Consider the following 24148-nt stretch of genomic DNA (forward strand, 5'->3'; position numbering starts at 1 on the left):
GAACGAGCGAAAGGCCGTCCGGGGGAGAGGGCCCACGGCGGCGCGGCACGCGTCTTCCCGCCGCGCGTCTGGTCCGTAAACGCTGACTCGAATCTGAAAGCACATGCGCCCGACCCTTCTGTGGATGCTGATTTTCTGCCTCGCCTCCGTCCCCGCGGATGCGCAGGAGCCGGCCGCGGACAGCACCGCCGTGGAGGACGTGGAGTTCACCGGCGTACGGGCGCTGGACGTGGCCCTGCTGCGGGAGGCGGTCGAGACGCGCGAATCGGTCTGCGCCTCGCCGTTCTACGCGCCCTTCTGCGCGGTGGCGGATGCGGACTGGGCCGAGCGGCGCGCCTGGCTCGACACCGCCGCCGTCCGCCGCGACGAGGAGGCGATCCGCAGGACGTACGCGCTGTGGGGATTTCCGGACGCCACCGCCGCGTCCGCGGTGGACACGCTGGCTGACGGCGACGTGCGCGTGCGCTTCGCCGTGACCGAGGGCGCGCCGGTCCGCGTGCGCCTTGTGGTGCTTCGCGGCGCGGAGGCGCTGCCGTCCCTGACCGCCGCGCCCCTGCCGATCGGCCCCGGCGACGTGTACGCGCTGCCGCGCATCCAGGCGGCGCAGCGGGTGATTGCGCGGCGCTTCGGTGAGCGGGGCCACGCCTTCGTGCAGGTGGAGGCGCCGCCACAGCCGGTGGAGGGTGGCGTGGCGGACGTGGTGATCGACGTGCGCCCCGGTCCGGTCGCGGTCTTTGGCCCCACGACCGTGCGCGCGGAGCCGCCGCTGCAGGGCGACGACGCGCGCCGGCGGCTTCCGTATCGGCCGGGACAGCGGTTCTCGCCCGCGCTGCTGGAGCACGCGGTGGAGCGGCTGCACGGCCTGCCGATCGTGGATTCGGTGGAAATCCGCCCCGCGCCGGTGACGTGGAGCGACAGCGTGGTGGAGGTGAACGTCGCCGTCGGCACCGGAAAGGTGGTGCGGTACACGCTGGAGGGCGTGGTGGGCGCCAGCCGGTGCCTGGGCGCGGAGGGGCTCCTGTCGCACGCCTACGCCTTTGGCGCGCCGCGCGTGGTCACGCTCTCGGCGAGCGCGTCCAACCTGCTGGCGTCGGAGGTGTGCGGCCGCGACCCGTCCGGCGAGTTCACCGAGCCGGCGTACACGGTGCGGGCCAGCCTGGCCCAGCCGGTGGGGCGCGCGTCGTGGCTGCTGCTGGAAGGCGGCGTGCTGCGCGAGACGGCGCCGGGCGCGTACGTGCGGCGCGGGTGGCAGGCGCGCGCGGGGCTGGCGCGGGAGCTGGCGCGCGGGGTCACGGGCACGCTGGCGTTCACGCCCGAGCGCAGCGACAACGAGGCGGGCGGCGCGTTCTTTTGCGCGCTGTACGGCGACTGCGGTGCGTCCGCCGCGGACCGGCGGGCGCAGGCGTACACGCTGACGCCCGTGGAGGCGCGGCTGGAGTGGGAGCCGGCGGGCGTGCGCGCCGCCCTGGGCCCGCCGCCGCCGGGACCCGCATGGCTGGCGGCGGAGCGGCCTCGGTGGGTGCCGTCGCTCACCCTCGCCGTCTCCGCCGCAGGCGGTGCGACGGGCTCGGACTACGACTATGCGCGGGCGGTGCTGGAGGGCTCGGCCACGCGGCTGGTGAGCCGCCGCGTGCAGGTGGGGGCGCGTGCGCGGCTGGGCGTGCTGGCGGGCGGCGATTTGCCGCTGCCGCCGCAGCTGCGCCTGTTCGGCGGCGGGCCGCGCGGCGTGCGGGGCGTCGGCGTGAACCTGCTGGGCCCGCGCATCCTGCTGGCGCGCGACTCCGCCTCCGTCGCGTGCGACGACACCGCCAGCTGCGCGCCGCTTTCGCCGGACGACGTCTACGTCCGCGGCGCCGGCGGCGACCTGCTGGCCGAGGCGAGCGTGGAGGCGCGGCTGTGGGCCACGCGCGGCCTGCAGCTGGCCGCCTTCGTGGACGCCGGCGCCGTCCGCACCCGCGGCGAATCCGGGAGCCCGCTGGGCACGCGCACGGAGTCGACCGTCACGCCCGGCGTGGGCGTGCTGGCGCTGACCCCCGCCGGCCCCATCCGCGTCGACGTCGCCTACAACCCGTCACCCGTCCGCACGTACCCCCTGCTGGTCCGCGGCGCCGACGGCGGCTACCGCCTGCTCGGCCGGGTCCCCTACGACCCGTTCGGATACGACGATCCCGGCGCCTGGACCCGCTTCCGCCGCCGCCTGCAGTTTCAGCTGAGCATGGGCGCGCCGTTCTGATCTACGCCGAATCCAACGTCCGTGGGGATCGGCATAGGCACCGCTTCACCGCCGCGAGTCAAACATCACCGCGCCAAAGGCTCCGGAAGCCTGCGGCGCGGTGGCATTCTTTCCGAGACGGTACAGCCGCTTACGTGGGACACTCGAATCCATACAGGTGGCCGATGCCGAACACGTATGCCCGATTGCCGACCACGACGAAGTCGGTGTGCAGATACTCGTTGACCGATCCGTCGTACGCCCTTCCCAGCATCCTGCCAGTCTCCAGGTTTAGAACGGAAAGCGCGAGATCCTGCACCAGCAGCCGCTTCCCGCACGGCGCCACCTTGTGGGCGCCGCTTCCCACGCGGGTCCGCCACAGCATCCGTCCGGTCGCCAGGTCCACCGCCTGCGCATGCTGGTCCTGGGATGCGAAATACGCCCGGCCGCCCCTCACCTCCGGCGCCTCGTCCATCCCGATGTACGGGTCTTCGCCATGAGCTCTCCACACCTCCGTACCCGCAAAGCGGTCCAGCGCGAGGTAGTCGTTCTCCCAGTTCGCCGACAGGAGCAGCAGCCGCCCGGCTACCCGCCCCGCGGACTGGTAGATGTCGAGCCCGGTGCCATCGCCGTTGTGATGAACCCAGAGCGTCGCACCCGTGTGGCGGTCCAGCGCGAACACGTCGCCCGTACCGATGTGTCCGTTGATCCCGGTGTTGTGCTCCAGCACCGCGTAAACGGTATCGCCGCTTACCGTAACACCACGGACGATCCCCCCGTGCGGCCAATCGGTACCCAGTTGCCGGCGCCAGAGCAGCGCACCGTCGCTTGCGCGGAACGCATAGATGCTCCGCTGGTCCGTGCCGGTAAAATATGCGTCTGCGTCCCCGTCACTCTCCGCGAAACCCGCCGGGGCGTCCAGCTCGCGCCGCCAGATCTCCCGTCCCGTCGCGGCGTCCAGTGCAACCGCACTGTCACCCGCGAAGAACACGCGCCCGTCGCGCGCCACCAGTGACGACGGGCCGCCGATGGGTCGCTGATAGCTCCACAGCCTGGTACCCGACCCCAGGTCGAACGCCTCGATCCGGCGGTTCACGTCGGCGTACAGGCGCTGTCCATCCGTCGCCGGGACAAAGGCGTTGTCGGCACGGTCGACCGGCACCTTGAACAGCAGCGCCACCCCTCCGGGTCCCCGCTCGGGACGGTTTCCCCCCAGCGGTTCCTCACATCCGGCCAGCAGCGCGCAGACACTCAGGCACAGGACGAGAACGCCGAGCGATTGCATACGCTCCCGCCGATAGCGGCACGTTGTCATGGCTCCCGCTACGCGCGTGATGATCCAGCGTAGTCCAGCGCAGGCTGTGTCTCCATCCGAACCGCCTGGCGCGCGATTTCGCCGCTGTGGCTTCAAACCCGGGGAGCGGAGCCGCGCCAAAGGCTTCGAAACCCTCGGCGCGGTGGCGTTCCTTCCCATCAGTACAGCTTTGCTACGTGGGACATTCGAATCCGTACAGGTGGCCGATGCCGAACACGTATGCCCGATTGCCGACCACGACGAAGTCTGTCCCGAGCACTTCATTGCTCTCGCTCCCGTATCCATGGCCCAGCACACGGCCAGAGGCGAGATCGAGCACGTGAAGGCCCGACGCACCGACCAGAAGCCGGCTGCCGCAGACGCCCAGCCAGTTCACACCCGCCTGGACCCGCGTCTTCCACAGCTCGCGCCCCGTGGCAAGATCGAGTGCAAGGGCGTGCTGGTCGTGGGAGCCCACGTACGCCACGCCGCGCCTGTGCTCCGGCGCTTCCTGCGGACCGGAGAACGTCAGCCCGCCGCGGACACGCCACGCCTCCGTACCTGAGGCCCGGTTCAGGGCCAGGAACTCGTTGTCCCAGTTGGCGGAGAGCAGCAGGAGCCCGCCGGCCACCCGGCCGGCTGACTGAAAGATGCTCAGGCGCGTTCCATCACCGTTCCGGTACGTCCAATGGATGGCCCCGGTGTGCCGGTCCAGCGCGAACACGTCTCCCGTGCCGATGTACGCGTTGATCCCGGTGTTGTGCTCCAGCACGGCGTACACGGTGTCGCCGCTGACGGTGATTCCGCGGACGATCCCGCCATGCGGCCAGTCGGCGCCCAGCTGCCGGCGCCAGAGCAAGGCACCGTCGGTCGCGCGGAACGCGTAGATGCTCCGCTGCTCGGTCCCGGTGTAGAATGCGTCGGCGTCCCCGTCACTCTCCGTGAAGCCGGCATACGAGTCCAGCTCGCGGCGCCAGATCTCCCGTCCCGTCGCGGCGTCCACCGCAACCGCACTGTCCCCCGCAAACATCACCCGGCCACCCCGCACGACCAGCGCTGACGGCCCACCCGGCGGACGCTGGTAGCTCCACAGCCGGGCACCCGTCTGCAGGTCGAACGCCTCGATGCGCCGGTCTACGTCCGCGTACAGCCGCTGCCCGTCGCTCGCGGGCACGAACGTGTTCCCCGCCCGCTCCACCGGCGCCCGGAACAGGACGTCCAGCCCGCCGGGCCCGGACTGGCGCTGGCCACTGGTCACCGGTTCCGTGCAGGCTGCGAGGAGCGGGATCAGGACACAGGCTCCGCGAGCCAGGAAGCGGACATGCGATCGGCTGTTTACGGCCAAAGCCATCGACATCCTCAACTCAGGTAGCGGAGCCGGCGCGGTCGCGGCCCTCGTAATCCCGATAGGCCCAGTCTCCTACGTCGGACATTCGAATCCGTACAGGTGGGTAATGCCGAACACATACGCCCGGTTGCCGACCACGACGAAGTCCGTGTGAAGACTTTCATTCGTGGAGCTATCGTATGCCCGCCCCAACATGCGGCCGCTGCCCAGATCCACGACCGACAACCCTAGATCCTGGACGAGCAGGCGAGAGCCGCAGGGAGCGACGTTGGACGCTCCGCTTGCGACCCGTGCTCGCCACAGGCGGCGTCCCGTCGCCAGGTCCAATGCATACGCATACTGGTCCTGAGACGCAAAGTACGCCCTGTCGCCCTGTACCTCGGGTGCCTCGTCCATTCCGAAGTAGGGGTCTTCCCCGTGCGCACGCCAGACTTCGGTGCCCGTGAGACGGTCGAGGGCGATGTACTCGTTCTCCCAGTTGGCCGTGAGCAACAGGAGGCGGCCAGCCACCCGCCCGGCCGACTGGTAGATGTCGAGCCGGGTTCCGTCACCATTCCGGAACACCCAGTGCACGGCTCCCGTCCTGCGGTCCAGCGCGAACAGGTCACCTGTGCCGATGTACCCGTTGATCCCGGTGTCGTGCTCCACGGCCGCGTAGACCGTGTCTCCGCTCACGGTCATCCCCCGCACCACTCCCCCAAACGGCCAGTCCGGCCCAAGATCGCGGCTCCACAGAAGGGCGCCGTCCGTGGCCCGGAGTGCATAGACGCGGTGATCCTTCATCCCGACGTAATACGCGTCGCTGTCCCCGGCGCTCTCTCCCAGGCCCGCGGGGGATGGAAGAACATGGCGCCACAGTTCGCGGCCGCTGGCGGCGTCCAGTGCCACCGCCGTGTCTCCCGCAAAGAACACGCGTCCGTCACGCGCCACCAGCGATGAAGGCCCCCCGAGCGGCCGCAGGTAGCTCCACAGCCTTGCACCCGTGGAGAGATCGAACGCTTCGATCCGGCGGTTCACGTCCGCATAGAGACGCTGCCCGTCCGTAGCGGGGACGAAGGCGTTGTCGGCGCGATCGACCGGGACCTTGAAGAGAAGGTCCAGCCCTCCCGGGCTGGCGCCGGAAGGCCCATCGCGGGTCACGAGGTCTTTGCAGCCGGCAGCCAGCACACACGCTACCACGCAGGCCGCGGCTCCGCGGACGCAGAGCGCAAATCGTTTGATCTTTAGCATGGCCTTCATCGCCGGAACAGTCCCGCGTGATCGAGTGCAGGCTGCAATCTCAACAGCACGTCGTAGCTCGCAGTCTCGCCCGAGTGTGCTTCGACGCCGTTGATCTGGAACTGCTTGATGGGGAACGCGCCCGGCACGTAGCTGGGGTAGTGCTGGGACGAAAGCTGGACGAATCCGTCGGTTCCGCCAGCACGGCCCGTGGTGGCGTCGTCCCACAGGCGGTCCAGCGTATCCAGCGTCCACACCACCGTGCCGCCCAGGTAGTCCAGCGCGTCCGCCACGTGGTACCAGTAGCTCGCCTTCCACCAGTTGTAGGAATAGCCCGAGTTGTAGCAGGGCTCCCAGGACGACGAGTACAGGGACTGGTGGCAGCCCCAGCCGTACCCGTAGTCGGTGGCGCGCCAGCGCAGCACCATCGCCATGTAGCGCAGAACGCGGCCGGCGTCGTACAGGCGCTGCGCGTCACGGGCGTACGAGCGGCCCTTGAGCGGCTGGTTGGTCAGCAGGCGCGCCCGGTCGCTGTCCTTGTCGCCGATCATGCGGAAGATAGCCCAGCGCGGGCTTACGCTCATGGCGATGCTGGCGCGCCGGAACTGCTCGTACTGCGGCTCCGAGCGCCCGTTCATGCGCAGGATGAGCGCGGAGCCGGGCCGGTCGTCGCCCGCGGCGGGAACCAGGCTTCCGGCGGTGCGCGAGATGAACCCGGCCGCCTGCGCCTCGGCGACGTCGGAAAAGAGCTGGCACATCAGGTTTCCCGCGCAGCCGCCGGTGATGATGCCGGCGATGCCGTCCGCCAGCATTCCCGCGGGGCGGCTGGCGACCAGCGCGCCTTCGTGGGGCGTGCCGATGGTGACCACCCCCGAAACCAGGTCGGGCCGGCGCTGGCCCAGCCGGCGCGCCACCAGCCCGCCCTGGCTGTGCGCGACCACGACGTTCCCCGGAGCTCCCGCCTGGATGAGCCGCGCGGCCAGGTCGTCCACCTGCGACTCGATGGGCGCGTCGGGGTTCAGGCTGTAGCTCTGCTCCAGGCCCACGCGGTGCGTCTCGGGCACGCGCTGCCGCATGGCGGACCAGGTGTCGGCGGTGGCGCAGAAGCCGTGCTGGTACACGACGCCCCCGCCGCCCGCCGTGACGGTGCGCGTGTAGTTTGCCTGGCCCTGCCGGCACACGTCGATGCCGTCCTCCACGCTCGCCGTGCCCACGGCGGCACCCGCGTGCGTTCCGCGCAGCGCGCCGGCGGGCAAGGAGGCGTGGCTCTGCGCAGATGCGGGCGACTCGCCGAACGCGCGTTCGCGCTGCTGGTCCTTGCCGCGGTGAATGTGCGCCGCGACGTAGCGGTACGTGGTGCGGGTGCGGACGGTCACGCTCCGCCTGCCGCCGGGCGTGGTCGCGGTCTGGTCCACCGATTCCAGGATCCAGTGCGCCACGGCGGCGGCGCGTGCGGCTTCCCCCGTCGTTCCCGCGGCGGCAGCGTCCGTGGTAGGGACGGCGCGGCGGCGGAAGGTGCGGGAGGTCTGGATTCCCAGCCCGGAGCCAGCGGCGGCCCGCATGCCGGCGTCCCCACCCACGCCGGAAACCGTGGTGATCTGAAGCACGTCCTCACGAATCCGATGCACCTTGGTCCGTTCCGGATCGACGCCCGAGATGTAGATGGGCTCCTTGGTTCCTCCGCCTCCCCTGCTGCCCAGCGGGTTGTACAGGCTGCCGTAGGGGCTGCCGACCGCCAGGTTGCCGCCCGGCAGCCCCGCGCCCTCCAGGAAATCGTTGAAGCTGTACGTCTCGGCCAGGCTGCCCCACTCGTCGTAGACGTACACCTGGTTGCCTACCGTACGCACCACGGAGGGCGGCGCCGGCAGCCGCGCATCCGCCGCTCCGTCGCTGTAGACGTTGAAGCGTAGCGCGCCGTCGCTTCCGTAGCCCGCCTCCAGGTACGTGGACTCATCCGTGGCGTGGTCAGGCGAGTCGAGTGATGCCGTCCCCATCCCGTCCGGCGAACCGTCACCCTCTACCGTCCGCGTGGTGGTGACGTTTACCGCGAAATACGTGTCACGCGGATCGATTTCGTCGTCGCGCAGGGCGCCGGCCGGCGCGGCGGTCAGCGCGGGCTGCAGATCAGCAGAGAGCGACACCGCCGGTGTGTCGGCGTCCGTGCATCCGCCGACCGCCACGAACGCGAGTGCCGCAAAGTAGCGGATGTTGTGCAAAGCGAGGCGCATTGAAAGTTTCTCCAGGCTGAGACATGGGGCAGCATTCAGGGACGGCACATCAAGCCGGCGGTACGATCACCTCCATCTAGGGGTGCGGAAGGCGAGAAGAGAATCGGCTAGAATTTCATTACCGCTGTTCTACAGGATTAAGACTGATTCCGGGGATCTGTCAAGAAAAATATTTCCCCCTCGTGCGCATCCCGATTAAACGGATACCCAGCCCGGCAGACGGTGGTCATCTGGGCGAGGCGCGCGCCCACTCCTTTCCAGTCGTACCAGATTCTCGGGCCGATTGTGCATTCCCCCCACAGGCCGTCTCGTCCTCCAGACCAGATCCTGAAAAAAGAATAATCGTACAGAGGAACAGAGTCAGACAGAGAAAGCGAGCTGAAACATCCTCCTCGTTCCTCTGTCTGACTCTGTTCCTCTGTACTCATGAAGTGAGGGCCGGACGCAGTGATCATCCGGACCAGTCTGTTCGCGGATTCGGCTCCATCACTTCACCTACGCAGAAGCGGCAGTGCAGCGGTTTCCTCCGCTCCACCGCCGCTCATCATCCATCCGCTGAAGCGTGACTGACTACATCAGCAGCATCGCGTCGCCGTAGCTGTAGAAGCGGTAGCCGCGGTCGATGGCTTCGCGGTAGGCGCGCATCACCAGCTCGTAGCCGCCAAAGGCGGAAACCAGCATCAGCAGGGTGCTGCGAGGGAGGTGGAAGTTGGTGATCAGGCGGTCCACGGCGCGAAAGCGGTACGGCGGGCGCAGAAAGATGTCCGTCCACCCCTCGCCCGCGTGCACGATGCCGTCCTCGGTGGCCACGGACTCCAGCGTGCGCGTCACCGTGGTGCCGACGGACCAGATGGAGCCGCCAGCGGCGTGGGTGGCGTTCAGCGCGTCGGCTGCCTCGGCGGGGACGCTGTACCACTCGGAGTGCATGCGGTGCTCCGCCGGGTCCTCCGTCTCCACCGGGCGAAAGGTGCCCACGCCCACGTGCAGCACCAGCCGCACGATGCGCACGCCGCGCGCCTCCATCGCCTCCAGGATCCCCGGCGTGAAGTGCAGGCCGGCGGTGGGCGCGGCGACGGAGCCGCGGGCACGGGCGTAGACCGTCTGGTAGCGCTCGCGGTCCGCCTCCGTCGCGGTGCGCTCCACGTAGGGCGGCAGCGGCACCTCGCCGTAGCGGTCCAGCGCCTCGGTCAGCCCCAGCGGCGTGTCCAGGCGGACGATGCGCTCGCCGCCGGGCGTGGACTCCACGATCTGCACCGACAACTCCGGTCCGATCTCCACCGTGCGCCCCGGCTTCAGCTTGCCGCCGGGGCGGACGAGCGCCGTCCACACCTTCTCCTCCCCCTGGTGCGGATGCAGCAAGAGGATCTCCGCCGCCGCGCCGGTCGCCTTGCGGCCCAGGAGCCGCGCGGGAAAGACGCGCGTCTCGTTCACCACCAGCGCGTCGCCGGCGGGAACGTATTCGACGAGATCGCTGAACGTGCGGTGACGCAGTTCGCCGGTCGCGCGGTCGACGACGAGGAGCCGAGACGCGTCGCGCCGCTCCGCCGGGGCCTGCGCGACCTGCTCCGGCGGAAGGTGAAAGTCGAAGTCCGAGGTGCGAAAGCCGCGCTCGCTCACGCGTCGAACAGCCCCGGCTGCGCGGGCTTCGGCTCGCGGCCCAGGCCGGGGTGGCCGGGGAGCCCGTCCACCGGCGGCGCGTAGCCAAAGCGGCGGTACGCCAGCGTCGTGGCCACGCGGCCGCGCGGCGTGCGCATCAAAAAGCCGTTCTGGATCAGGAAGGGCTCGTACACCTCTTCCAGCGTCCCCGCGTCCTCGCCCAGCGCCACCGCCAGCGTGTTCAGCCCCACCGGCCCGCCGCCAAACTGCTCGATCAGCGAGCGCAGCACCCGCGTATCCATGTCGTCCAGGCCAAACTCGTCCACGTCCAGCATGTGCAGCGCCAGGTCGGCCACGCGCTTGTCGATGTGGCCGTCCGCGCGCACCTGGGCGTAGTCGCGCACGCGGCGCATCAGCCGGTTGGCCACGCGAGGCGTGCCGCGGGAGCGCCGCGCGATCTCCATCGCCCCCTCCTTGTCGCACCCCACGCCCAGGATCTCCGCCGTCCGCTCGACCACGAAGGCCAGGTGCTCCACGGGATAGTAGTGCAGCCGCTGCACGATGCCGAAGCGCGCGCGCATGGGCGGCGTCAGCAGGCCGTAGCGCGTGGTGGCGCCGATGAGCGTGAACTTTTCGATGGGCATGCTGATCATCTGCGCGTGCGGCCCGTCGCTCAGGCGCACGTCGATCCGCCAGTCCTCCATCGCGGGATACAGGAACTCCTCGATGATGGGGCGCAGGCGGTGGATCTCGTCGATGAACAGGATGTCGCCCTCGCGCAGCGTCGTCAGCTCGCGCACCAGGTCCGCCGGCTTTTCGAGCACCGGCGCGGCGGTGACCTTGATGTTCACCCCCAGCTCGCGGGCCATCAGCAGCGCCAGCGTGGTCTTGCCGAGGCCGGGCGGGCCGTAGAACAGCGTGTGGTCCAGCGGCTCGTGGCGGTTGAGCGCGGCCGAGATGGCGATGGCCAGCGACTCCTTGACCTTGTCCTGCCCGATGAACTCCGCCAGCCGCTGCGGCCGCAGCGAAAGCTCGGCGACGTCGTCGTCGCCGAGCACGTCGGGCGTGGTGATCTCGGAACGGGGCTGCTGCTGGGACATCGGTGGATGGTCGCGGGTGCCGGCAGGGCGCGTGGCCGCCGCCCACAAGGTACGGGTTTTCTTCGTTCGATGCTACACCCGCCCGCGCGCGGGGATCGTGCGCATCCGGAGCGGCATCCGGAGCGCGCGGGGCAGCGGCGGCCCATGCCGGAACTCCCGCCGCCCCGCCGCAGTATCACGCGCCCGACCGCGGTTCCCTCACTCCCCTTTCACCCCTCCCGCCGCATGCGCATACCCGTTTCCGCCACGATTCTTGCGGTGCTGGCCGTCCTTGCCGTGGCGCTCCCCGCGGGGGCCCAGACGCCCGCCGATCCCGCGACCCTCCCGGACGAAGAATGGATCCACCTGGGACACCAGGGCGGCCCGACCTTTCAGGATCGAACGGTCGCGGCCTCGCTGCACTGGGACGGCCTGTCCAGGCAGCAGGGACACCCGGTGACCTGGGTGGAGTGGCGGCCGCGCCTGCCCGAGACCGTGCCCGGCGACACCGCGCAGTACTCGAACCGCTACGTCCGGCAGCGCTTTGACTGCGCCGGCAGGCGCTGGCGGCCGCTGGCCGTGCGGTACGATGCCCGGCGCACCTCGGGGACCCGGCGGGTGGGCTCCAGCGACGCGCAGGGACCGTGGACCCCCGCCGACACCACCGGCATGGTGCGGGAGATGTTCGACCTGGCGTGCCTTCCGGCGGACCCGGCAATGGGCATGGGCCTGCCCCCGCTGAACGCCCCGGAACGGTGGACGCGGGTGGCCGGCACGGACGAGCAGCCGCAGGAGGTGGATACCGCCGGGCGCCAGCGCCACGGCGAGGTGACGATGATGTGGTCGCGCACCCGGCAGGCGCCGCGCGCGCTGCAGCGCTTCGATGGAACGAGGGGGCCCGAGTACGACACGCACCACCGGCTCATGCGCGTGGAGTGCGCGACCCGCCGCGTCCGGGTCGTGCGCCAGGTGCTGGCCCACTCGGGCACCTTCGTCGATTCGCTCACCCGCCCCGGTCCCTCAGGGATCGTGGCGGATTCCTCGGTCTACGGCTACGCCGAGGTCAACGCCGCGTGCGGCGGTCCGCCCGCCGGCGCGCCCACCTCGCTGCGCGCGCCCTCCGCGCCGGGCACTGCGCCGCTGGCCCTCTGGCGGCGCCCCGCCCCCGGGCGGACGGGGCGGCGCGGCCGCAAACGCCGGCGGGTGTAGCCGCACTGGGCGATGGAAAGCGGCGAGCCCGCCGGACCGTGCGTCCGGCGGGCTCTCCGCTTCCCTTCACCGATGGATCAGGACGGCGCCGAAGCCGGTACCTCTCGTTGGGCGCGGTAGCGCGGCGCCACGGCCTCGATCAGTGCATCCAGCGCCACCGCCGCGCCGCCGGCGATCAGCACCGTCTGCATGCCATAGTCCGAGAGCCAGTGCCAGGGCCACAACCCCGCGCGAATGGCAAAGCCCACGGACTCCATCATCTGCTCCACCAGCCAGCCCACGTCCAGCGCGCCGATGAACTTCGGCAGCGAGCCCGCGGAAGCCACGTCGCTCACCAGGTCGGCGGCTTCCAGGTACAGCAGCGTGGCCATCGCCATAGCGCCGTACACGCCGCCGCCGAACTCCGCGATCTTGGACGACGCCTGGTTCCGCAGTTCGTGGCGTACGCCCGCGCGCTTCCAGCGCACGGCGGCCATGCACCCGGAAGCGAGCAGCAGCAGCGGCACCGCGGACGGAAGCGAAAACCCGACGGCGAGGCCGTACGTCAAGCTCCCGCCCGCGATCCCGATGCATGCCACGCACGCGACGACCGCCGGCGTCCAGGGCGACTTCGGTTCGGCAAGGGGGGACGTGGCGGTGGCGGCGGGGTGGGCAAGATCGTTCACGAAACGCGCTCCGTCAGGCGGATGGATTCTTTCGCGCGGGCATCCGGCTCCGCGTCCGGACGCCCTCTACGGACGCGGGTGCCGGCGAGTTGCAACGCGGATTTGCTCCCGGTTCTGCCCGGGATGCGGACGCGCGCAGAAAGGGCCGCTCACCCGCCCTGGACGGTGTCCGGCGCGAGAAGATCACATGTTTCCCACCAACCACCACAAGCTGAACATTTGCAAACGCTTACAGACTGCTTGCGCGAATCCCGACATCATGTGAACTTCAGGCGCGGCTGCATTTTCCACCCTCCTGTTGGAAAGCCCCCCGCATCACAATCCCCCCCGCGGAGATCCTCATGAAGAAGCTGTCCCTGAACGTAGAAGCGCTGGAAATCACCTCGTTCGAGACCGGGGCCGCCAGCGTGGGCGGCACCGTCCACGCGCACAGCGACAACCCCGACAAGACGATGACCTGCTCGCAGGACTTCTTCTGCCTCAGCCCGCTCGAAAGCTGGGTCCGCGACTGCCAGTAAGCGCGGCGTGCCGGAGGCCCGGCGAGGCCTCCGGCACGGCTTGCGTCGTCGCTTCGCACACCCGCCGACGCCGGGAACAGCGCTGATCCGCCCGGAACCAGCGCCCGCCCGCGTATCCCCCTACTTCAGCCGCGCCAGCGCCTCGCGGATCATCTCCGGCGCGGAGAGGCTTCCCTTCTCCTGGACGACGCCGCGCACCGCGCGGTCCGCGTCCGCCTGCGTCACGCCGAGCGCCGTCAGCGCGCGCAGGGCCTCCTCCGCCGCGGGCGCCCGCTGGCCCAGCGCGCCGGCCGCGAAGGCGATGTCGTCCAGCTTGCCGGTAAGCTCCAGCACCACCCGCTCCGCCGTCTTCTTTCCCACCCCGCTCACCGCCGTGAGCGCCGCCGCGTTGCGCTCGCGCACGGCGCGCACCACCGACTCCGCCGTCATCGCCGAGAGCATGGCCAGCGCCAGCCGCGGCCCCACGCCGTTGATGGTGAGCAGCCGCGTAAAGACCGTCTTCTCCGTGTCGTCCAGGAACCCGAAGAGCGCCACCATGTCTTCGCGCACCAGGTGGTAGGTGCGCAGCGTGACCTGCTCGCCCAGGCGCGGCAGCCGCTCGAAGACGGTGGTGGGAATGGAGATCTCGTAGCCCACGCCGCCGGAGGTCATCACCTCCACCCGCTCCAGGTCGCGGACCATCAGCTCGCCGCGGACGCGTGTGATCAACGGCGGGCTCCGGAGTTGGCGATCATCTGCCGCAGGTTGAAGGGGGGAGACTTGGCCGAGGGGCCGAACCCGCGAAAGCAGTGGGTGAGCGCCAGGGCCACCCCGTCCGCCGCGTCGTGCGGCTTGGGAACGTCACGCAGCTTCAGGAGGCGCTGCACCATCAATCCCACCTGGTCCTTGGTGGCCCGCCCCGCGCCCACCACGGCGGACTTGACCTCCGCCGGCGGGTACTCGGCCACCTCGATCCCGTTGAGCGCGGCCGCCAGCAGGATGGCGCCGCGCGCGTGCCCCAGCACCACGCTGGTGCGGACGTTCTTGGCGTAGAACACCCCCTCCACCGACAGCACCGAGGGACGGACGCGGGCGATGACCTCCACGATCCCCAGGTGGATGTCGCGCAGGCGTTCGGGGAGCGGGGCGCGGGCGTCGGTGCGAATGACGCCGCACTCCAGCAGCGACAGGGCGCCGTCCGCCGCGCGGCGAACGACGCCGTAGCCGGTGACCGCCGTGCCGGGGTCCACCCCCAGCACCACGCTCTCGGCGGGGCCGCGCGGCCCGCGCTCCGGCGCGGCGGACGGGCCCGCGCCGCCGATGGGCAAGCTCAGACCTCGGCCAGCGAGTCCATGTCGACGTCGGCGTTGGTGTACACCTGCTGCACGTCGTCCAGCTCTTCCAGCAGCTCCAGCAGCTTGACCAGCTGCTCGGCGTCGGCGCCCTCGACCTTGATCTCGGTCTTGGGGATCATCGCCAGCTCGGCGTCTTCCCAGGTGATCCCCGCGGCGCGCAGCGCGTCCTGCACGGCGTGGAAGTCGGCGACCTCGGTGAGCACGGTGAACCCGTCCTCGCCGGTCTCCACGTCCAGCGCGCCGGCCTCCAGCGCCGCCTCCATCACCGTCTCCTCGTCGTGCCTGGCGCCGTCGATGGAGATCTGGCCGCGCCGGTCGAACATCCACGCCACGCTGCCGGTGGTGCCCAGGTTGCCGCCGTTGCGCGACAGCCAGCGGCGGATGTCGGCCACGGTGCGGTTTCCGTTGTCGGTCAGCGACTCGATCATGATGGCGACGCCGGCCGGGCCGTACGCCTCGTACGTGATCTCCTCGTAGTTCACGCCCTCGAGCTCGCCCGTGCCCTTCTTGATGGCGCGGTCGATGTTCTCGTTGGGCATGTTGACCGCCTTGGCGTTGTCGATGGCCAGGCGCAGCCGCGGGTTGCCCGCGGGGTCGCCGCCGCCTTCCTTGGCGGCCACGGTGATCTCACGGATCTTCTTGGTCCACGTGGCGGCGCGGCGGTTGTCCGTCAGCGCCTTCTTGTGCTTGATCTGCTTCCACTTGCTATGGCCCGCCATCGGGCTTCCTCCGGAAAGATTGGGCTTTGCGCGTCGGGATCGCCGTTCAGAATGCAGCCATTCAATATAAGCACTCCGCGGCGCCGCTTCAACGGACCACACTTTAGCCCGCCCTCCGCCTCATCCGCTCCGCCCCGGACCCCATCGGATCGCTCCCCTGGACCCTGCCGCGTTGACGGTATTTTCCCGGCGCTACTCAGCCGCGGCGCGAGTGATTAGCTTCCCATCGCCGGCACCAAGGTCACCGGGCGAGGGTGGACGCGGCTGAACCGAACGGGGTGGAGGACGATGATGAACTTGCCGGGATGCGGCGCGCACGAGCTGTTCGAGTCCGTATGGCGCGACAATCCGGAGATCGCGCGCGCCGAGGCGGCGATGGGCAGCAGGCTCACCCTTGCGCGCAACGTGCTGCGGCTGCGGGTGAGTGGCGGATTGACCCGGCACCAGATGGCGCAGCGTCTGGGCACCTCCCAGCCGCGCGTCGCGCAGATCGAGGCGGCCCAGGCGAACGTCACCATCGACACGCTCGATCGCATTGCCGACGCGTTCTCCATGCAGACGGCGACGCTGTTCAAGCGCGCGTATCGCAGTCGCTCGCACGCGGAATCCGCGAGCGCGGCGGAAACACCGATCGAGAGCCTGGAACCGGAAGATCCGGAGGACGATGCAGTCGAAGCGGAGGCACACCGCCGGGCGATGGAAATGGTGCGCGGTGTGGTCGAAGGGCTCGATGGCGACGAGGTGATCGCGGGATTGCGGGCACGTCCTCGGTAACAGGAACGGCCTTCCTCGCGCGGGAAGGCCGTTCTCTGCTTCGGCATGCAGATCCGGTCCGCGGTTCGCGGCGAGTGATACTGAAGACGGGAAAAACAACACCTTCATGGGTACAGAGGAACAGAGTCAGACAGAGGAACCAGGATGATGTCTCAGCTCGCTTTCTCTGTCTGACTCTGTTCCCCTGTACGATTATTCTTTTTCAGGATCTGGTCTAATCGCGGAGCTTCGGGCATGTCACCGGTCGTAAGAGTGATCCGCGCCGGTTGGCAGGGCAACTTCAACGATAACGGCCTTCCCCGCGCAGGAAGGCCGTTCTCTGTTTCGGCATGCGGATCCGGCCGCGGTTCGGGCGAGTGATAAAGACGGGAAAACAACGCCTTCATGGGTACAGAGGAACAGAGTCAGACAGAGGAACCAGGATGATGTTTCAGCTCGCTTTCTCTGTCTGACTCTGTTCCTCTGTACGATTATTCTTTTTCAGGATCTGGTATAATCGCCGAGCTTCGGCCACGTCACCGGTCGCAAGAGTGATCCGCGCCGGCTCGCTCGGAATGACAGCTGCGCGGGCGGATCGTCGAGAAGGGCGGCGGCGCAGGCGTGGACGGGACCGGCGGGTCACGCCTCCGCGGCCTCGGCGTCGGTGACTTCGTTGAGGCGGGAGATGTAGAGGGTCAGGCGCTCGGAGACGGAGCGCAGCGCGGTGCCGGCGCGCTCGATCTCCTGCAGCGTGTCGGCCTGGCGGGCGGCGGCCTCGGCCACGGCGCTGACGGCCTCGCCGTTGGCGGCGGCGTTCCGGGCCACGGCGGCGATCTCGTCGCGCAGCCCGCCGATGCGCGCGTGCTGCTCGCCCGCGCGCGTCTCGATGCGCGTGGTCAGCGCCTCCGCGCCCTGCGACGCGTCCACGATGCGCTCGATGGAGTCGAGCGCGGACCGCGACAGCTCGCCCACGCCGGCCAGCCGCGCCGAGCCCGCCTCCATCCGCCCCAGCGCCGCCGCCATCTGCCCCCGCACCGCGTCCACCATCTCCCGCGCCTGCACCGCCGCGCCGCCGCTGCTGTCCGCCAGCTTGCGCACCTCGTCGGCCACCACCGCGAAGCCGCGCCCCTGCTCTCCGGCGCGCGCCGCCTCGATGGCCGCGTTCAGCGCCAGCAGGTTGGTCTGGTCCGCGATGGAGCGGATCGTCTCCACCACCCCGGCGATCCGCGCCGAGGCGCCGGAGAGCTCGCCCATGGCGCGCGCCTCGGCGTCCACGAAGTCGCGCAGCTCCACCAGCCGCCCGATGGCCTGCACGATGGCGCCTCGGTTCTCCGCCGCCAGCCGCCGCGCGTCGCGGCTTGCGGTGGCCGTCTCGCCGGCGTCGCGCGACATGGCGGCGGCGGCGGCGGCCAGCTCCTCCGTCACCGCCAGGCCAAAGGCCGTCCGCCGCCCCTGGTCCGCCACGCGCCCCCGGATCTCGGCCGCGCGCGCCGCCACCCCTTCCCCGCTCTGCCGCAGCCCGGCCAGCCGCCCGCCCAGCGTGCGCAGCTGCGCGTCGATCTCGCGCGCGCTCTGCGTCATGGGGCGCACCAGCCCGTCCAGCTGCAGCGCCAAGGCCAGCTGCCGGGCAAAGCGCTCGATGAGCCGCGCCTCCGCCGGCCCGTACACCCCCGCGCGGTGGTGCCCGATCTCCAGCAACCCCAGCGGGTTGCGCCCGTACGACAGCGGCACCAGCACCAGCGAGCGCACGGGCCCGCGCCCCTGCACCCGCGGGTCCGCGTGCGCGTCCGCGATCACCAGGGGCTCGCCCCCGTCCGCCCGGAACACCTGCTCGCGCAGGGCGGCGTACGCCTCCAGCCCGTCGCCCTCGGCCACGGGCGGGTGCACCATCACCAGCTCGCCCCGGCGCACGGAGTACACGTGCAGCCACGCCCACTCGATCAGCCGCCCCGCCATCTCCTCGATGCGCGCCATGCTCTCCGCCAGCGGCATCCCCGCGGTGACCACCGCCTCCATCGCCGCCACCTTGCGCAGCTCCTCGGAGGCGATGGCCTCCACCAGCAGCGCGCGGGCCAGGATGCCGGGCACCGCCACGAAGGCCAGGATGGCGATGGACGCCCCCCATCCCCCCATGAGCGCCACCGCCGCCGCCGTGCACAGCGCCGCCAGCGACCCCAGCGCCGCCGCCACCACCTCGTACCGGACGAGCACCATCCGCTCGCTGGCGTTCAGCTTGCCGCGGACCAGGAGCGAGGCGTAGAAAAGGAGTCGGGATGCAGCGAAGTAGGTGAGGAAGTAGGCGGGGATGACGGGAAGGCCCTGCACCGTGAACGCCGGCGCGCTGCCGGAGGCCAGGTCCGCGGCGGGGAGCGCGGCGGCCGAGGCGGCCAGCAGGTAGCCGCCCCACCCCGCCAGCGCCGCCAGCGTCTCGCGCCCCGCGTTCACCCCCGCGGCAAAGCCCGGCTTGCCGCGGATGGCGTCCCCCGCCACGGTGCCCACCCACGCCGCGACCATCGCCGCCACCGGCTCGCCCAGCAGCGTGAGCGCCCCGACGGGAACCACCGTCATCGTCACGTAGGCGAACTTGGAGAGCGACACGGCGCCCAGCCGCAGCGCCGCCACCGCCGCCGCGCCCAGCACCGCCGCCAGCCACCCCGTCACACCCGGCGTCACCAGCGCGGCGGCGGCCAGCAGGGCCAGCGCGCCCAGCAGCAGCAGGGCGCGCGCGTAGACCCGCAGAAGGCGCACGGCCCCCGGCGAAAGCGGCTCCTCGCTCACGCGCGGCGGGCGCCCTCCACCGCCTGCCGCAGCGCGCGGACGAAGCGGCGGCCGCCCTCCACCCCCTCCGCCTGCAGCGCGTCCACCAGCGCGCTCCCCACCACCACCCCGTCCGCCACCCGCGCCACCGTCGCCGCCTGCTCCGGCGTGCTGATCCCGAACCCCACGGCGACGGGGACCGCCGTCACGGCCCGCACCTCCGCCACCTCGGCCGCCAGCCCCGCCTGCAGCGCCACCCGCGCGCCGGTCACTCCCGTCCGCGAGACGTAGTACAGGAATCCCCGCGCCGCCGCCGCGATGGTGCGCACCCGCTCGGGCCGCGTCGTCGGCGCGACCAGGCGGATCAGGTCCAGCCCCGAGGCGTCGATGCGCGCCTCGAGCGGCGGGTCGGCGCCCACGGGGAGGTCCGTCAGCAGCACCCCCTGCGCCCCCGCGGAGGCCGCGTCGGCCAGGAAGCGGTCCACGCCGTGGCGCAGCACGGGGTTCAGGTAGGTAAAGAGGACCACGGGCGTGTCGCGCTTGGCCCGGAAGCCGGCCAGCGCGTCCAGCGTCCAGCGCAGGTCCACCCCCTGCCTGATGGCCTCGAACGACGAGCGCTGGATGGTGGGGCCGTCCGCCAGCGGGTCGCTGAAGGGAATGCCCAGCTCGATGACGTCGGCCCCGTCGTCCGCGATCCCCGTGAGGACGTCGGCGGTAACGGCGGGGGTGGGGTGGCCGGCGGTGACGTAGGGGACGAGGGCCGCGCGGCCCTCCGCGCGGGCGCGCCCAAAGGCGCCCGCCAGGGAAAGGTCAGACGAAGTAGTCGCCGACATGGATGCCGTAGCGCTCCGGGTCCGTGGTCTTGATGATGCTGCGAAGCGGCTTGCCCGTGGCGGGCTCCGTCTCGGCGAGGTCCAGCCGGCGCGGGGGGTCCACCCGCACGCCCATGGAGTCGTAGATCACCTGCACCACCGGCTGGTGCATGGCGTCGGGCCGCGGGTTGCGCTCGCAGACGATGGCCAGCTCGAAGGTGTCGAGGATGACCACGCTTCCCACCGGGTAGATCCCGGTCATGCTGATGAACGCCTTGACCAGCAGGGGATCGAAGCCGCGCGCCGGGTTGTCGCGCATCTCGCGCAGCACCCGGTCGGGCGGCCAGGGCTGCGCCTGGTAGCTGCGCTTGGTGGTCGCCGCGTCGAAGCCGTCGGCCACCGCCACGATGCGCCCGAACAGGGTGGGGTCGCGGGGGCGGGCGCTGACGGGGTAGCCCGTCTGGTCCACCTTCATGTGGTGCTCGTACGCCATCAGCATGGCGCGCAGGGGAAGCTCGGCCAGGCCCCGCATGTCGAACATCGACAGCAGCCCCTCGGTGGGGTGCTCCTGCAGCACCCTGAACTCGTCCGCCGTCAGCGCGCCGGTCTTGTTGATGAGCTCCAGCGGCATGCGCACCTTGCCCACGTCGTGCAGCAGCGCGCCCAGCCCCAGCTCGTACAGCTGGTGCTTGCCCAGCCCCAGCTTCTTGCCCAGCGCCACGGAAAAGATGCACACGTTCACCGAGTGGGTGAACGTGTACTCGTCGTAGTCCCGCAGCGTCGTCAGCCCCACGATGGAGGTCTCGTTGGTGAGCACCTGGTCCACGATGGACTGCACGGCGCGCTTCACCGGCCGCAGGCTCACCCCCTTTCCCATCCGCAGCCCGCCCATCACCTCGCGCGCCACGGCGACGGTCTGGGCGTAGGCGCGCTTGGCCATGCGCCGCGACTCCTCGTCGCGCAGGTCCGGCTCGCTCTCCCGGTCGGGGCCCACGGCGAGGTGGAGGACCGCCGTGCGCCCCAGCCGCTCCAGGAAGGCGCCGAAGCGGTCCTCGGGGTCCGGCTCGGCGTTCACCAGCGCCAGCAGCGCCGTCCACTCGGGGATGGTGGCGCCGCGGAACACCTCCAGCTCGCCGATGCCGTGGCGGGCCAGGGCGCGCCCCACGGTGCCATAGGTGGCGTAGCTCTGCAGGTCTACCCGCAGCCGCAGGTCGTTGACGAAGAAGAAGTCGCCCACGAAGCGGATGGCGATCTGATCCTCGGCCGCCAGCAGCTCCTGGGTGATCCCGTCCAGCTCGGCCAGCGCGGTGGCCACCGCCTGGTTCTCGAGCGGGTACAGCTGCAGCGAGCGCAGCGCCGTGGCGACCGCGAACAGCAGGTTGCGCCCCTTGCGCTGCAGGCCCCGCTCGTCCGAGGTCTGCGCGCCGGGGTGGGCGCGCGGCTCGGGGAGCATGGGGACGGCGGAGGGAAGGGTGCTCACTGGCGCACCGTCCGCAGCGCGCGGCCCACGGCGCTGCGCACCACCGGGTCCGGGTCGGCCGCGGCGGCGGAAAGGGCGCGCTCCGCGGCGGGGGCGCGCACGCGGCCCAGCCCCAGCGCCGCGCAGGCGCGCATCTCGCCCGCCTCGCGCCGCCCCAGCCAGCTCTTGCCGTTCAGGATGCGGTCCAGCAGGGGCACCGCGTCGGCCCCCGCCAGCCCGCCGTACGCCTCGAAAAAGGCGATGCGCTCCGTCAGGTCCGCCTCGCGCAGCCGCCGCCCCTCCAGCGCCCCCTCCAGCCGGGCGCGGGCCGGCGACCAGCGCAGCGCCGCCAGTGCACGGGCGGCGGCCACGCGCACCTCGCGGTCGTCGTCGTCCAGCGCCGGCTCCAGCGCGGCGCTGGCCGTGGGCGAGCGCAGCTCCTGCAGCGCCTCCACCGCCGCCACGCGCACCCGGGGCTCCGCGCGCCCCAGCAGCCGCGCCACGTCCGCCGCGGCCTCCAGCACCCGCAGCCGTCCGACGAGCCGCGCCGCGCCCCCGGCAATGGCGGGCTCCGGGTCCTGCACGAAGCCGCGCAGGGCGCCGGGGTTGGGCGCCGCCAGCCGCTCCGCCGCCGCCATCAGCGCCGCGCGCGCGCCCTCGGAGGCGCTGCTCTCACCCGCGTGCAGCAGCGGGCCCAGCGACTCGGGGGGAAAGAACGCCAGCAGGGCGCCCAGCTGCTCGCGGGGCAGGGTGTCGCCCGCCTCTTCCACGATCCGCACCAGCTCCGCCACCGTCTCGCGCCGCGCCAGCTGCTCGAACAGGGCGCGCATGGCGCGGACCACCGGGGGCGGGAGCTTGCGTCCGCTGGTGGCGATCCCCACCAGCTCGCCCAGCATGTACGCCGCCGTGTCGAGCCGCGCCGCGCCCAGCAGCGTGGGAAGCAGGTCGCCGGAGATCGACACCACCTGCGCCTGCCGCTCGGCCGGGCCATCCTCCAGCCGGTCGAACATGGCGTTCAGCACGTCCGTCCACAGGTCGCGCCCCATCTCGCGCCGCACCTCGGCCTCCAGCCGGCGCATCTCCCCCTCGTCCAGGAAGTACAGCGCCTCGCGAAAGTCCTCCGTCGACACCGCCGTGGTGAGCGGCGCAGGGTCCTGCACGGGCGCCGCCACGGTGGGCCGCGCGGCCGACTCGCCCGGCTCGGGAAGCTTGACCCCCTCCGCCAGCGGCTCCACGTACCGGTAGCGGAAGTGGCTCCAGTCGTGCTCCCACAGCAGGGTGAGCAGGTCCTCCTCGTCGATCCGCAGCCGGTGGATGCGGGCCAGGATGGCCAGGAAGCCGTCCAGGTCGTCGCCCTCGAAGCCGGGCATGAAGCTCAGCTCGCGGACGCCGTCCTTGTAGAGGGAAAAGGCCAGGTTGTCGCGCTCTTCCTCGCCCGCGCTGAAGACGGCGACCCCCTCCCACAGGATCTCGCGCTCCTCGATCTGCACGTTCAGATAGGGCAGCCGCTCCCAGAGGGCGGCCAGGCGCTCGCGCAGCGATTCGACGAACCGGTCGAGCGCGGGGGACTGGCCCTCGTACAGCAGGTGGGTGCGCAGGGCGCGGGTAAAGCCGCGCACCACCTCCTGCACCTCGGCGCGCGTGGCCGCGTCGCCCCCGGAAGGGGCGTCGGGCTCGGCGGGGACCAGGTGCAGGGCGGTGGCGTTCATCCGGTGGGGCGGGTGGGTCGGGGGGTCAGCGGGCGCCGGTCATCTCGGCCACCTGGGCCACGTCCTTGTCGCCGCGGCCGCTCAGGCACACCAGCACGGGGCCGCGGTCCTTCCACCGCGCGCCCTCGCGCAGCACGAAGGCGATGGCGTGGGCGCTCTCGAGCGCGGGGATGATCCCCTCCAGCCGCGCCAGCCTGCCGAACGCCTCCAGCGCCTCGGCGTCGCTCACGGCGGCGTAGGTGGCGCGGCCGCTGTCCTTGAGAAACGAGTGCTCCGGGCCCACGCCGGGATAGTCGAGCCCCGCGGAGATGGAGTGCGCGTGCGCCACCTGCCCGCCCTCGTCCTGCAGCAGGTACGAGTACGAGCCCTGGAACACCCCCGGCGTTCCCCGCGTCAGCGGCGCCGCGTGGCGGGGCGTGTCGATCCCGTCCCCCGCCGCTTCGACGCCGACGAGCTCCACCCCGGCGTCCTGCACGAAAGGGTGAAAGGTGCCGATGGCGTTGGATCCGCCCCCCACGCAGGCGACCACGGCGGCGGGAAGCCGGCCCTCCACCTCCAGCAGCTGCCCCCGCGCCTCGCGCCCGATGACGGACTGGAAGTCGCGCACCATCCGCGGATACGGGTCGGGCCCCACGGCGCTCCCCAGCACGTAGTGCGTGTCGCGAACGTGGGTGACCCAGTCGCGCAGCGCCTCGTTCCCCGCGTCCTTCAGCGTGCGGGTGCCGCCGGTCACCGGCCGCACCTCCGCGCCCAGCAGGTGCATGCGGTAGACGTTCAGCGACTGCCGCCGGACGTCCTCCTCGCCCATGTAGACGATGCACTGCAGGCCGAAGAGCGCGCAGGCGGTGGCGGTGGCGACGCCGTGCTGCCCCGCGCCCGTCTCGGCGATGATGCGCGCCTTGCCCATCCGGCGCGCCAGCAGCACCTGCCCCAGCGCGTTGTTGATCTTGTGGGAGCCGGTGTGGTTCAGGTCTTCGCGCTTCAGGTACACGGTGATCCCCCCCGCCGCCTCGCCCAGCCGGCGGGCGGGGTACAGCGGGGTGGGGCGGCCCACGTAGTCGCGCCAGAGCGCGCCCAGCTCATCCCAGAACGACGGGTCCGCGGCCGCCGCCGCGTAGACGTCGGCCAGCTCGTCCAGGGCGGTGACCAGCGTCTCGGGGACGAAGCGCCCCCCGTATTCGCCAAACCGGCCGCTCGGTGCATCGGCCAGGGCGGTGCCTGCGGTGTCGCTCATGGAA

Annotated in this window: 19 protein-coding genes; 4 read left to right on the forward strand and 15 right to left on the reverse strand. The window is 71.3% G+C overall.

The window, feature by feature from the left end:
• The first annotated feature begins 103 nt into the window (after positions 1–103).
• Positions 104–2233, forward strand: a complete 2130-nt coding sequence (locus VGC13_RS02275) for a POTRA domain-containing protein (protein WP_331123572.1) — start codon at positions 104–106, stop codon at positions 2231–2233.
• A gap of 130 nt (positions 2234–2363) precedes the next feature.
• Here VGC13_RS02275 and VGC13_RS02280 read toward each other — a convergent pair whose 3' ends face one another.
• The 6 genes from VGC13_RS02280 to ruvB form a co-directional block, all read right to left on the reverse strand.
• The gene (locus VGC13_RS02280) at positions 2364–3392 is read right to left on the reverse strand and encodes a PQQ-binding-like beta-propeller repeat protein (protein WP_331123573.1); all 1029 of its coding nucleotides are present in this window, start codon (positions 3390–3392) and stop codon (positions 2364–2366) included.
• A 307-nt stretch (positions 3393–3699) separates the two neighbouring features.
• The gene (locus VGC13_RS02285) at positions 3700–4764 is read right to left on the reverse strand and encodes a PQQ-binding-like beta-propeller repeat protein (protein ID WP_331123574.1); all 1065 of its coding nucleotides are present in this window, start codon (positions 4762–4764) and stop codon (positions 3700–3702) included.
• A gap of 162 nt (positions 4765–4926) precedes the next feature.
• Positions 4927–6084, reverse strand: coding sequence for a PQQ-binding-like beta-propeller repeat protein (locus VGC13_RS02290; RefSeq protein ID WP_331123575.1), 1158 nt, complete (start codon positions 6082–6084; stop codon positions 4927–4929).
• Between the two features lie 5 nt (positions 6085–6089).
• Positions 6090–8300 carry an alpha/beta hydrolase gene (locus VGC13_RS02295; protein WP_331123576.1) on the reverse strand — a complete coding sequence of 737 codons (2211 nt, stop codon included), beginning with the start codon at positions 8298–8300 and terminating at the stop codon, positions 6090–6092.
• 570 nt (positions 8301–8870) lie between these two features.
• Positions 8871–9917: a tRNA preQ1(34) S-adenosylmethionine ribosyltransferase-isomerase QueA gene (gene queA / locus VGC13_RS02300; RefSeq protein ID WP_331123577.1), complete on the reverse strand. Its 1047-nt coding sequence runs from the start codon at positions 9915–9917 to the stop codon at positions 8871–8873.
• Entirely contained in the window at positions 9914–10996 is a 1083-nt protein-coding gene (ruvB, locus tag VGC13_RS02305; protein WP_331123578.1) for a Holliday junction branch migration DNA helicase RuvB, read from the reverse strand. The genes queA and ruvB overlap by 4 nt, the downstream gene beginning before the upstream one ends.
• Before the next feature lie 225 nt (positions 10997–11221).
• Between ruvB and VGC13_RS02310 the strand changes: the two genes are divergently transcribed.
• A complete protein-coding gene (locus VGC13_RS02310) occupies positions 11222–12184 on the forward strand; it encodes a surface-adhesin E family protein (RefSeq protein WP_331123579.1) in 963 nt (320 codons plus the stop codon).
• Positions 12185–12261: 77 nt separating this feature from the next.
• Here the strand turns inward: VGC13_RS02310 and VGC13_RS02315 are convergent, their stop codons facing one another.
• The gene (locus VGC13_RS02315) at positions 12262–12849 is read right to left on the reverse strand and encodes a hypothetical protein (RefSeq protein WP_331123580.1); all 588 of its coding nucleotides are present in this window, start codon (positions 12847–12849) and stop codon (positions 12262–12264) included.
• A 341-nt stretch (positions 12850–13190) separates the two neighbouring features.
• Between VGC13_RS02315 and VGC13_RS02320 the strand changes: the two genes are divergently transcribed.
• Positions 13191–13367: a hypothetical protein gene (locus tag VGC13_RS02320; RefSeq protein WP_331123581.1), complete on the forward strand. Its 177-nt coding sequence runs from the start codon at positions 13191–13193 to the stop codon at positions 13365–13367.
• Between the two features lie 120 nt (positions 13368–13487).
• On the opposite strand, the gene ruvA is transcribed toward VGC13_RS02320, so the two are convergent.
• The 3 genes from ruvA to VGC13_RS02335 are packed head-to-tail and all read right to left on the reverse strand — an operon-like array spanning position 13488 to position 15420.
• Entirely contained in the window at positions 13488–14075 is a 588-nt protein-coding gene (gene ruvA, locus VGC13_RS02325; RefSeq protein WP_331123582.1) for a Holliday junction branch migration protein RuvA, read from the reverse strand.
• Positions 14072–14674: a crossover junction endodeoxyribonuclease RuvC gene (ruvC, locus tag VGC13_RS02330; RefSeq protein ID WP_331123583.1), complete on the reverse strand. Its 603-nt coding sequence runs from the start codon at positions 14672–14674 to the stop codon at positions 14072–14074. Before ruvC ends, ruvA begins: the two co-directional genes overlap by 4 nt.
• A 2-nt stretch (positions 14675–14676) precedes the next feature.
• Entirely contained in the window at positions 14677–15420 is a 744-nt protein-coding gene (locus VGC13_RS02335; protein WP_331123584.1) for a YebC/PmpR family DNA-binding transcriptional regulator, read from the reverse strand.
• Between the two features lie 288 nt (positions 15421–15708).
• Here VGC13_RS02335 and VGC13_RS02340 point away from each other — a divergent pair, with 288 nt between their 5' ends.
• Positions 15709–16194, forward strand: coding sequence for a helix-turn-helix transcriptional regulator (locus tag VGC13_RS02340; RefSeq protein ID WP_331123585.1), 486 nt, complete (start codon positions 15709–15711; stop codon positions 16192–16194).
• 618 nt (positions 16195–16812) lie between these two features.
• On the opposite strand, the gene VGC13_RS02345 is transcribed toward VGC13_RS02340, so the two are convergent.
• The 5 genes from VGC13_RS02345 to trpB are packed head-to-tail and all read right to left on the reverse strand — an operon-like array spanning position 16813 to position 24144.
• Positions 16813–18951, reverse strand: coding sequence for a methyl-accepting chemotaxis protein (locus VGC13_RS02345; RefSeq protein WP_331123586.1), 2139 nt, complete (start codon positions 18949–18951; stop codon positions 16813–16815).
• Positions 18948–19763: a tryptophan synthase subunit alpha gene (gene trpA, locus VGC13_RS02350; RefSeq protein ID WP_331123587.1), complete on the reverse strand. Its 816-nt coding sequence runs from the start codon at positions 19761–19763 to the stop codon at positions 18948–18950. The genes VGC13_RS02345 and trpA overlap by 4 nt, the downstream gene beginning before the upstream one ends.
• Positions 19741–21222 (reverse strand): HD-GYP domain-containing protein, encoded by a 1482-nt coding sequence (locus VGC13_RS02355; protein WP_331123588.1) that lies wholly within the window; start codon positions 21220–21222, stop codon positions 19741–19743. The genes trpA and VGC13_RS02355 overlap by 23 nt, the downstream gene beginning before the upstream one ends.
• Entirely contained in the window at positions 21219–22910 is a 1692-nt protein-coding gene (locus VGC13_RS02360) for a HEAT repeat domain-containing protein (RefSeq protein ID WP_331123589.1), read from the reverse strand. The genes VGC13_RS02355 and VGC13_RS02360 overlap by 4 nt, the downstream gene beginning before the upstream one ends.
• Positions 22911–22935: 25 nt before the next feature.
• Entirely contained in the window at positions 22936–24144 is a 1209-nt protein-coding gene (trpB, locus tag VGC13_RS02365) for a tryptophan synthase subunit beta (RefSeq protein WP_331123590.1), read from the reverse strand.
• Positions 24145–24148 lie beyond the last annotated feature (4 nt).

It is taken from the genome of Longimicrobium sp. (assembly GCF_036399255.1).
Lineage (GTDB): Bacteria > Gemmatimonadota > Gemmatimonadetes > Longimicrobiales > Longimicrobiaceae > Longimicrobium.

What these genes read in the sequence shown, in the direction of transcription:
- VGC13_RS02360 (WP_331123589.1), bottom strand. Translation starts at nt 22,910, where the DNA reads ATGAACGCCACCGCCCTGCACCTGGTCCCCGCCGAGCCCGACGCCCCT.
- VGC13_RS02320 (WP_331123581.1), top strand. Translation starts at nt 13,191, where the DNA reads ATGAAGAAGCTGTCCCTGAACGTAGAAGCGCTGGAAATCACCTCGTTC.
- ruvB (WP_331123578.1), bottom strand. Translation starts at nt 10,996, where the DNA reads ATGTCCCAGCAGCAGCCCCGTTCCGAGATCACCACGCCCGACGTGCTC.
- VGC13_RS02290 (WP_331123575.1), bottom strand. Translation starts at nt 6,084, where the DNA reads ATGCTAAAGATCAAACGATTTGCGCTCTGCGTCCGCGGAGCCGCGGCC.
- VGC13_RS02310 (WP_331123579.1), top strand. Translation starts at nt 11,222, where the DNA reads ATGCGCATACCCGTTTCCGCCACGATTCTTGCGGTGCTGGCCGTCCTT.
- VGC13_RS02335 (WP_331123584.1), bottom strand. Translation starts at nt 15,420, where the DNA reads ATGGCGGGCCATAGCAAGTGGAAGCAGATCAAGCACAAGAAGGCGCTG.
- VGC13_RS02340 (WP_331123585.1), top strand. Translation starts at nt 15,709, where the DNA reads ATGATGAACTTGCCGGGATGCGGCGCGCACGAGCTGTTCGAGTCCGTA.
- VGC13_RS02275 (WP_331123572.1), top strand. Translation starts at nt 104, where the DNA reads ATGCGCCCGACCCTTCTGTGGATGCTGATTTTCTGCCTCGCCTCCGTC.
- VGC13_RS02295 (WP_331123576.1), bottom strand. Translation starts at nt 8,300, where the DNA reads ATGCGCCTCGCTTTGCACAACATCCGCTACTTTGCGGCACTCGCGTTC.
- trpB (WP_331123590.1), bottom strand. Translation starts at nt 24,144, where the DNA reads ATGAGCGACACCGCAGGCACCGCCCTGGCCGATGCACCGAGCGGCCGG.
- trpA (WP_331123587.1), bottom strand. Translation starts at nt 19,763, where the DNA reads ATGTCGGCGACTACTTCGTCTGACCTTTCCCTGGCGGGCGCCTTTGGG.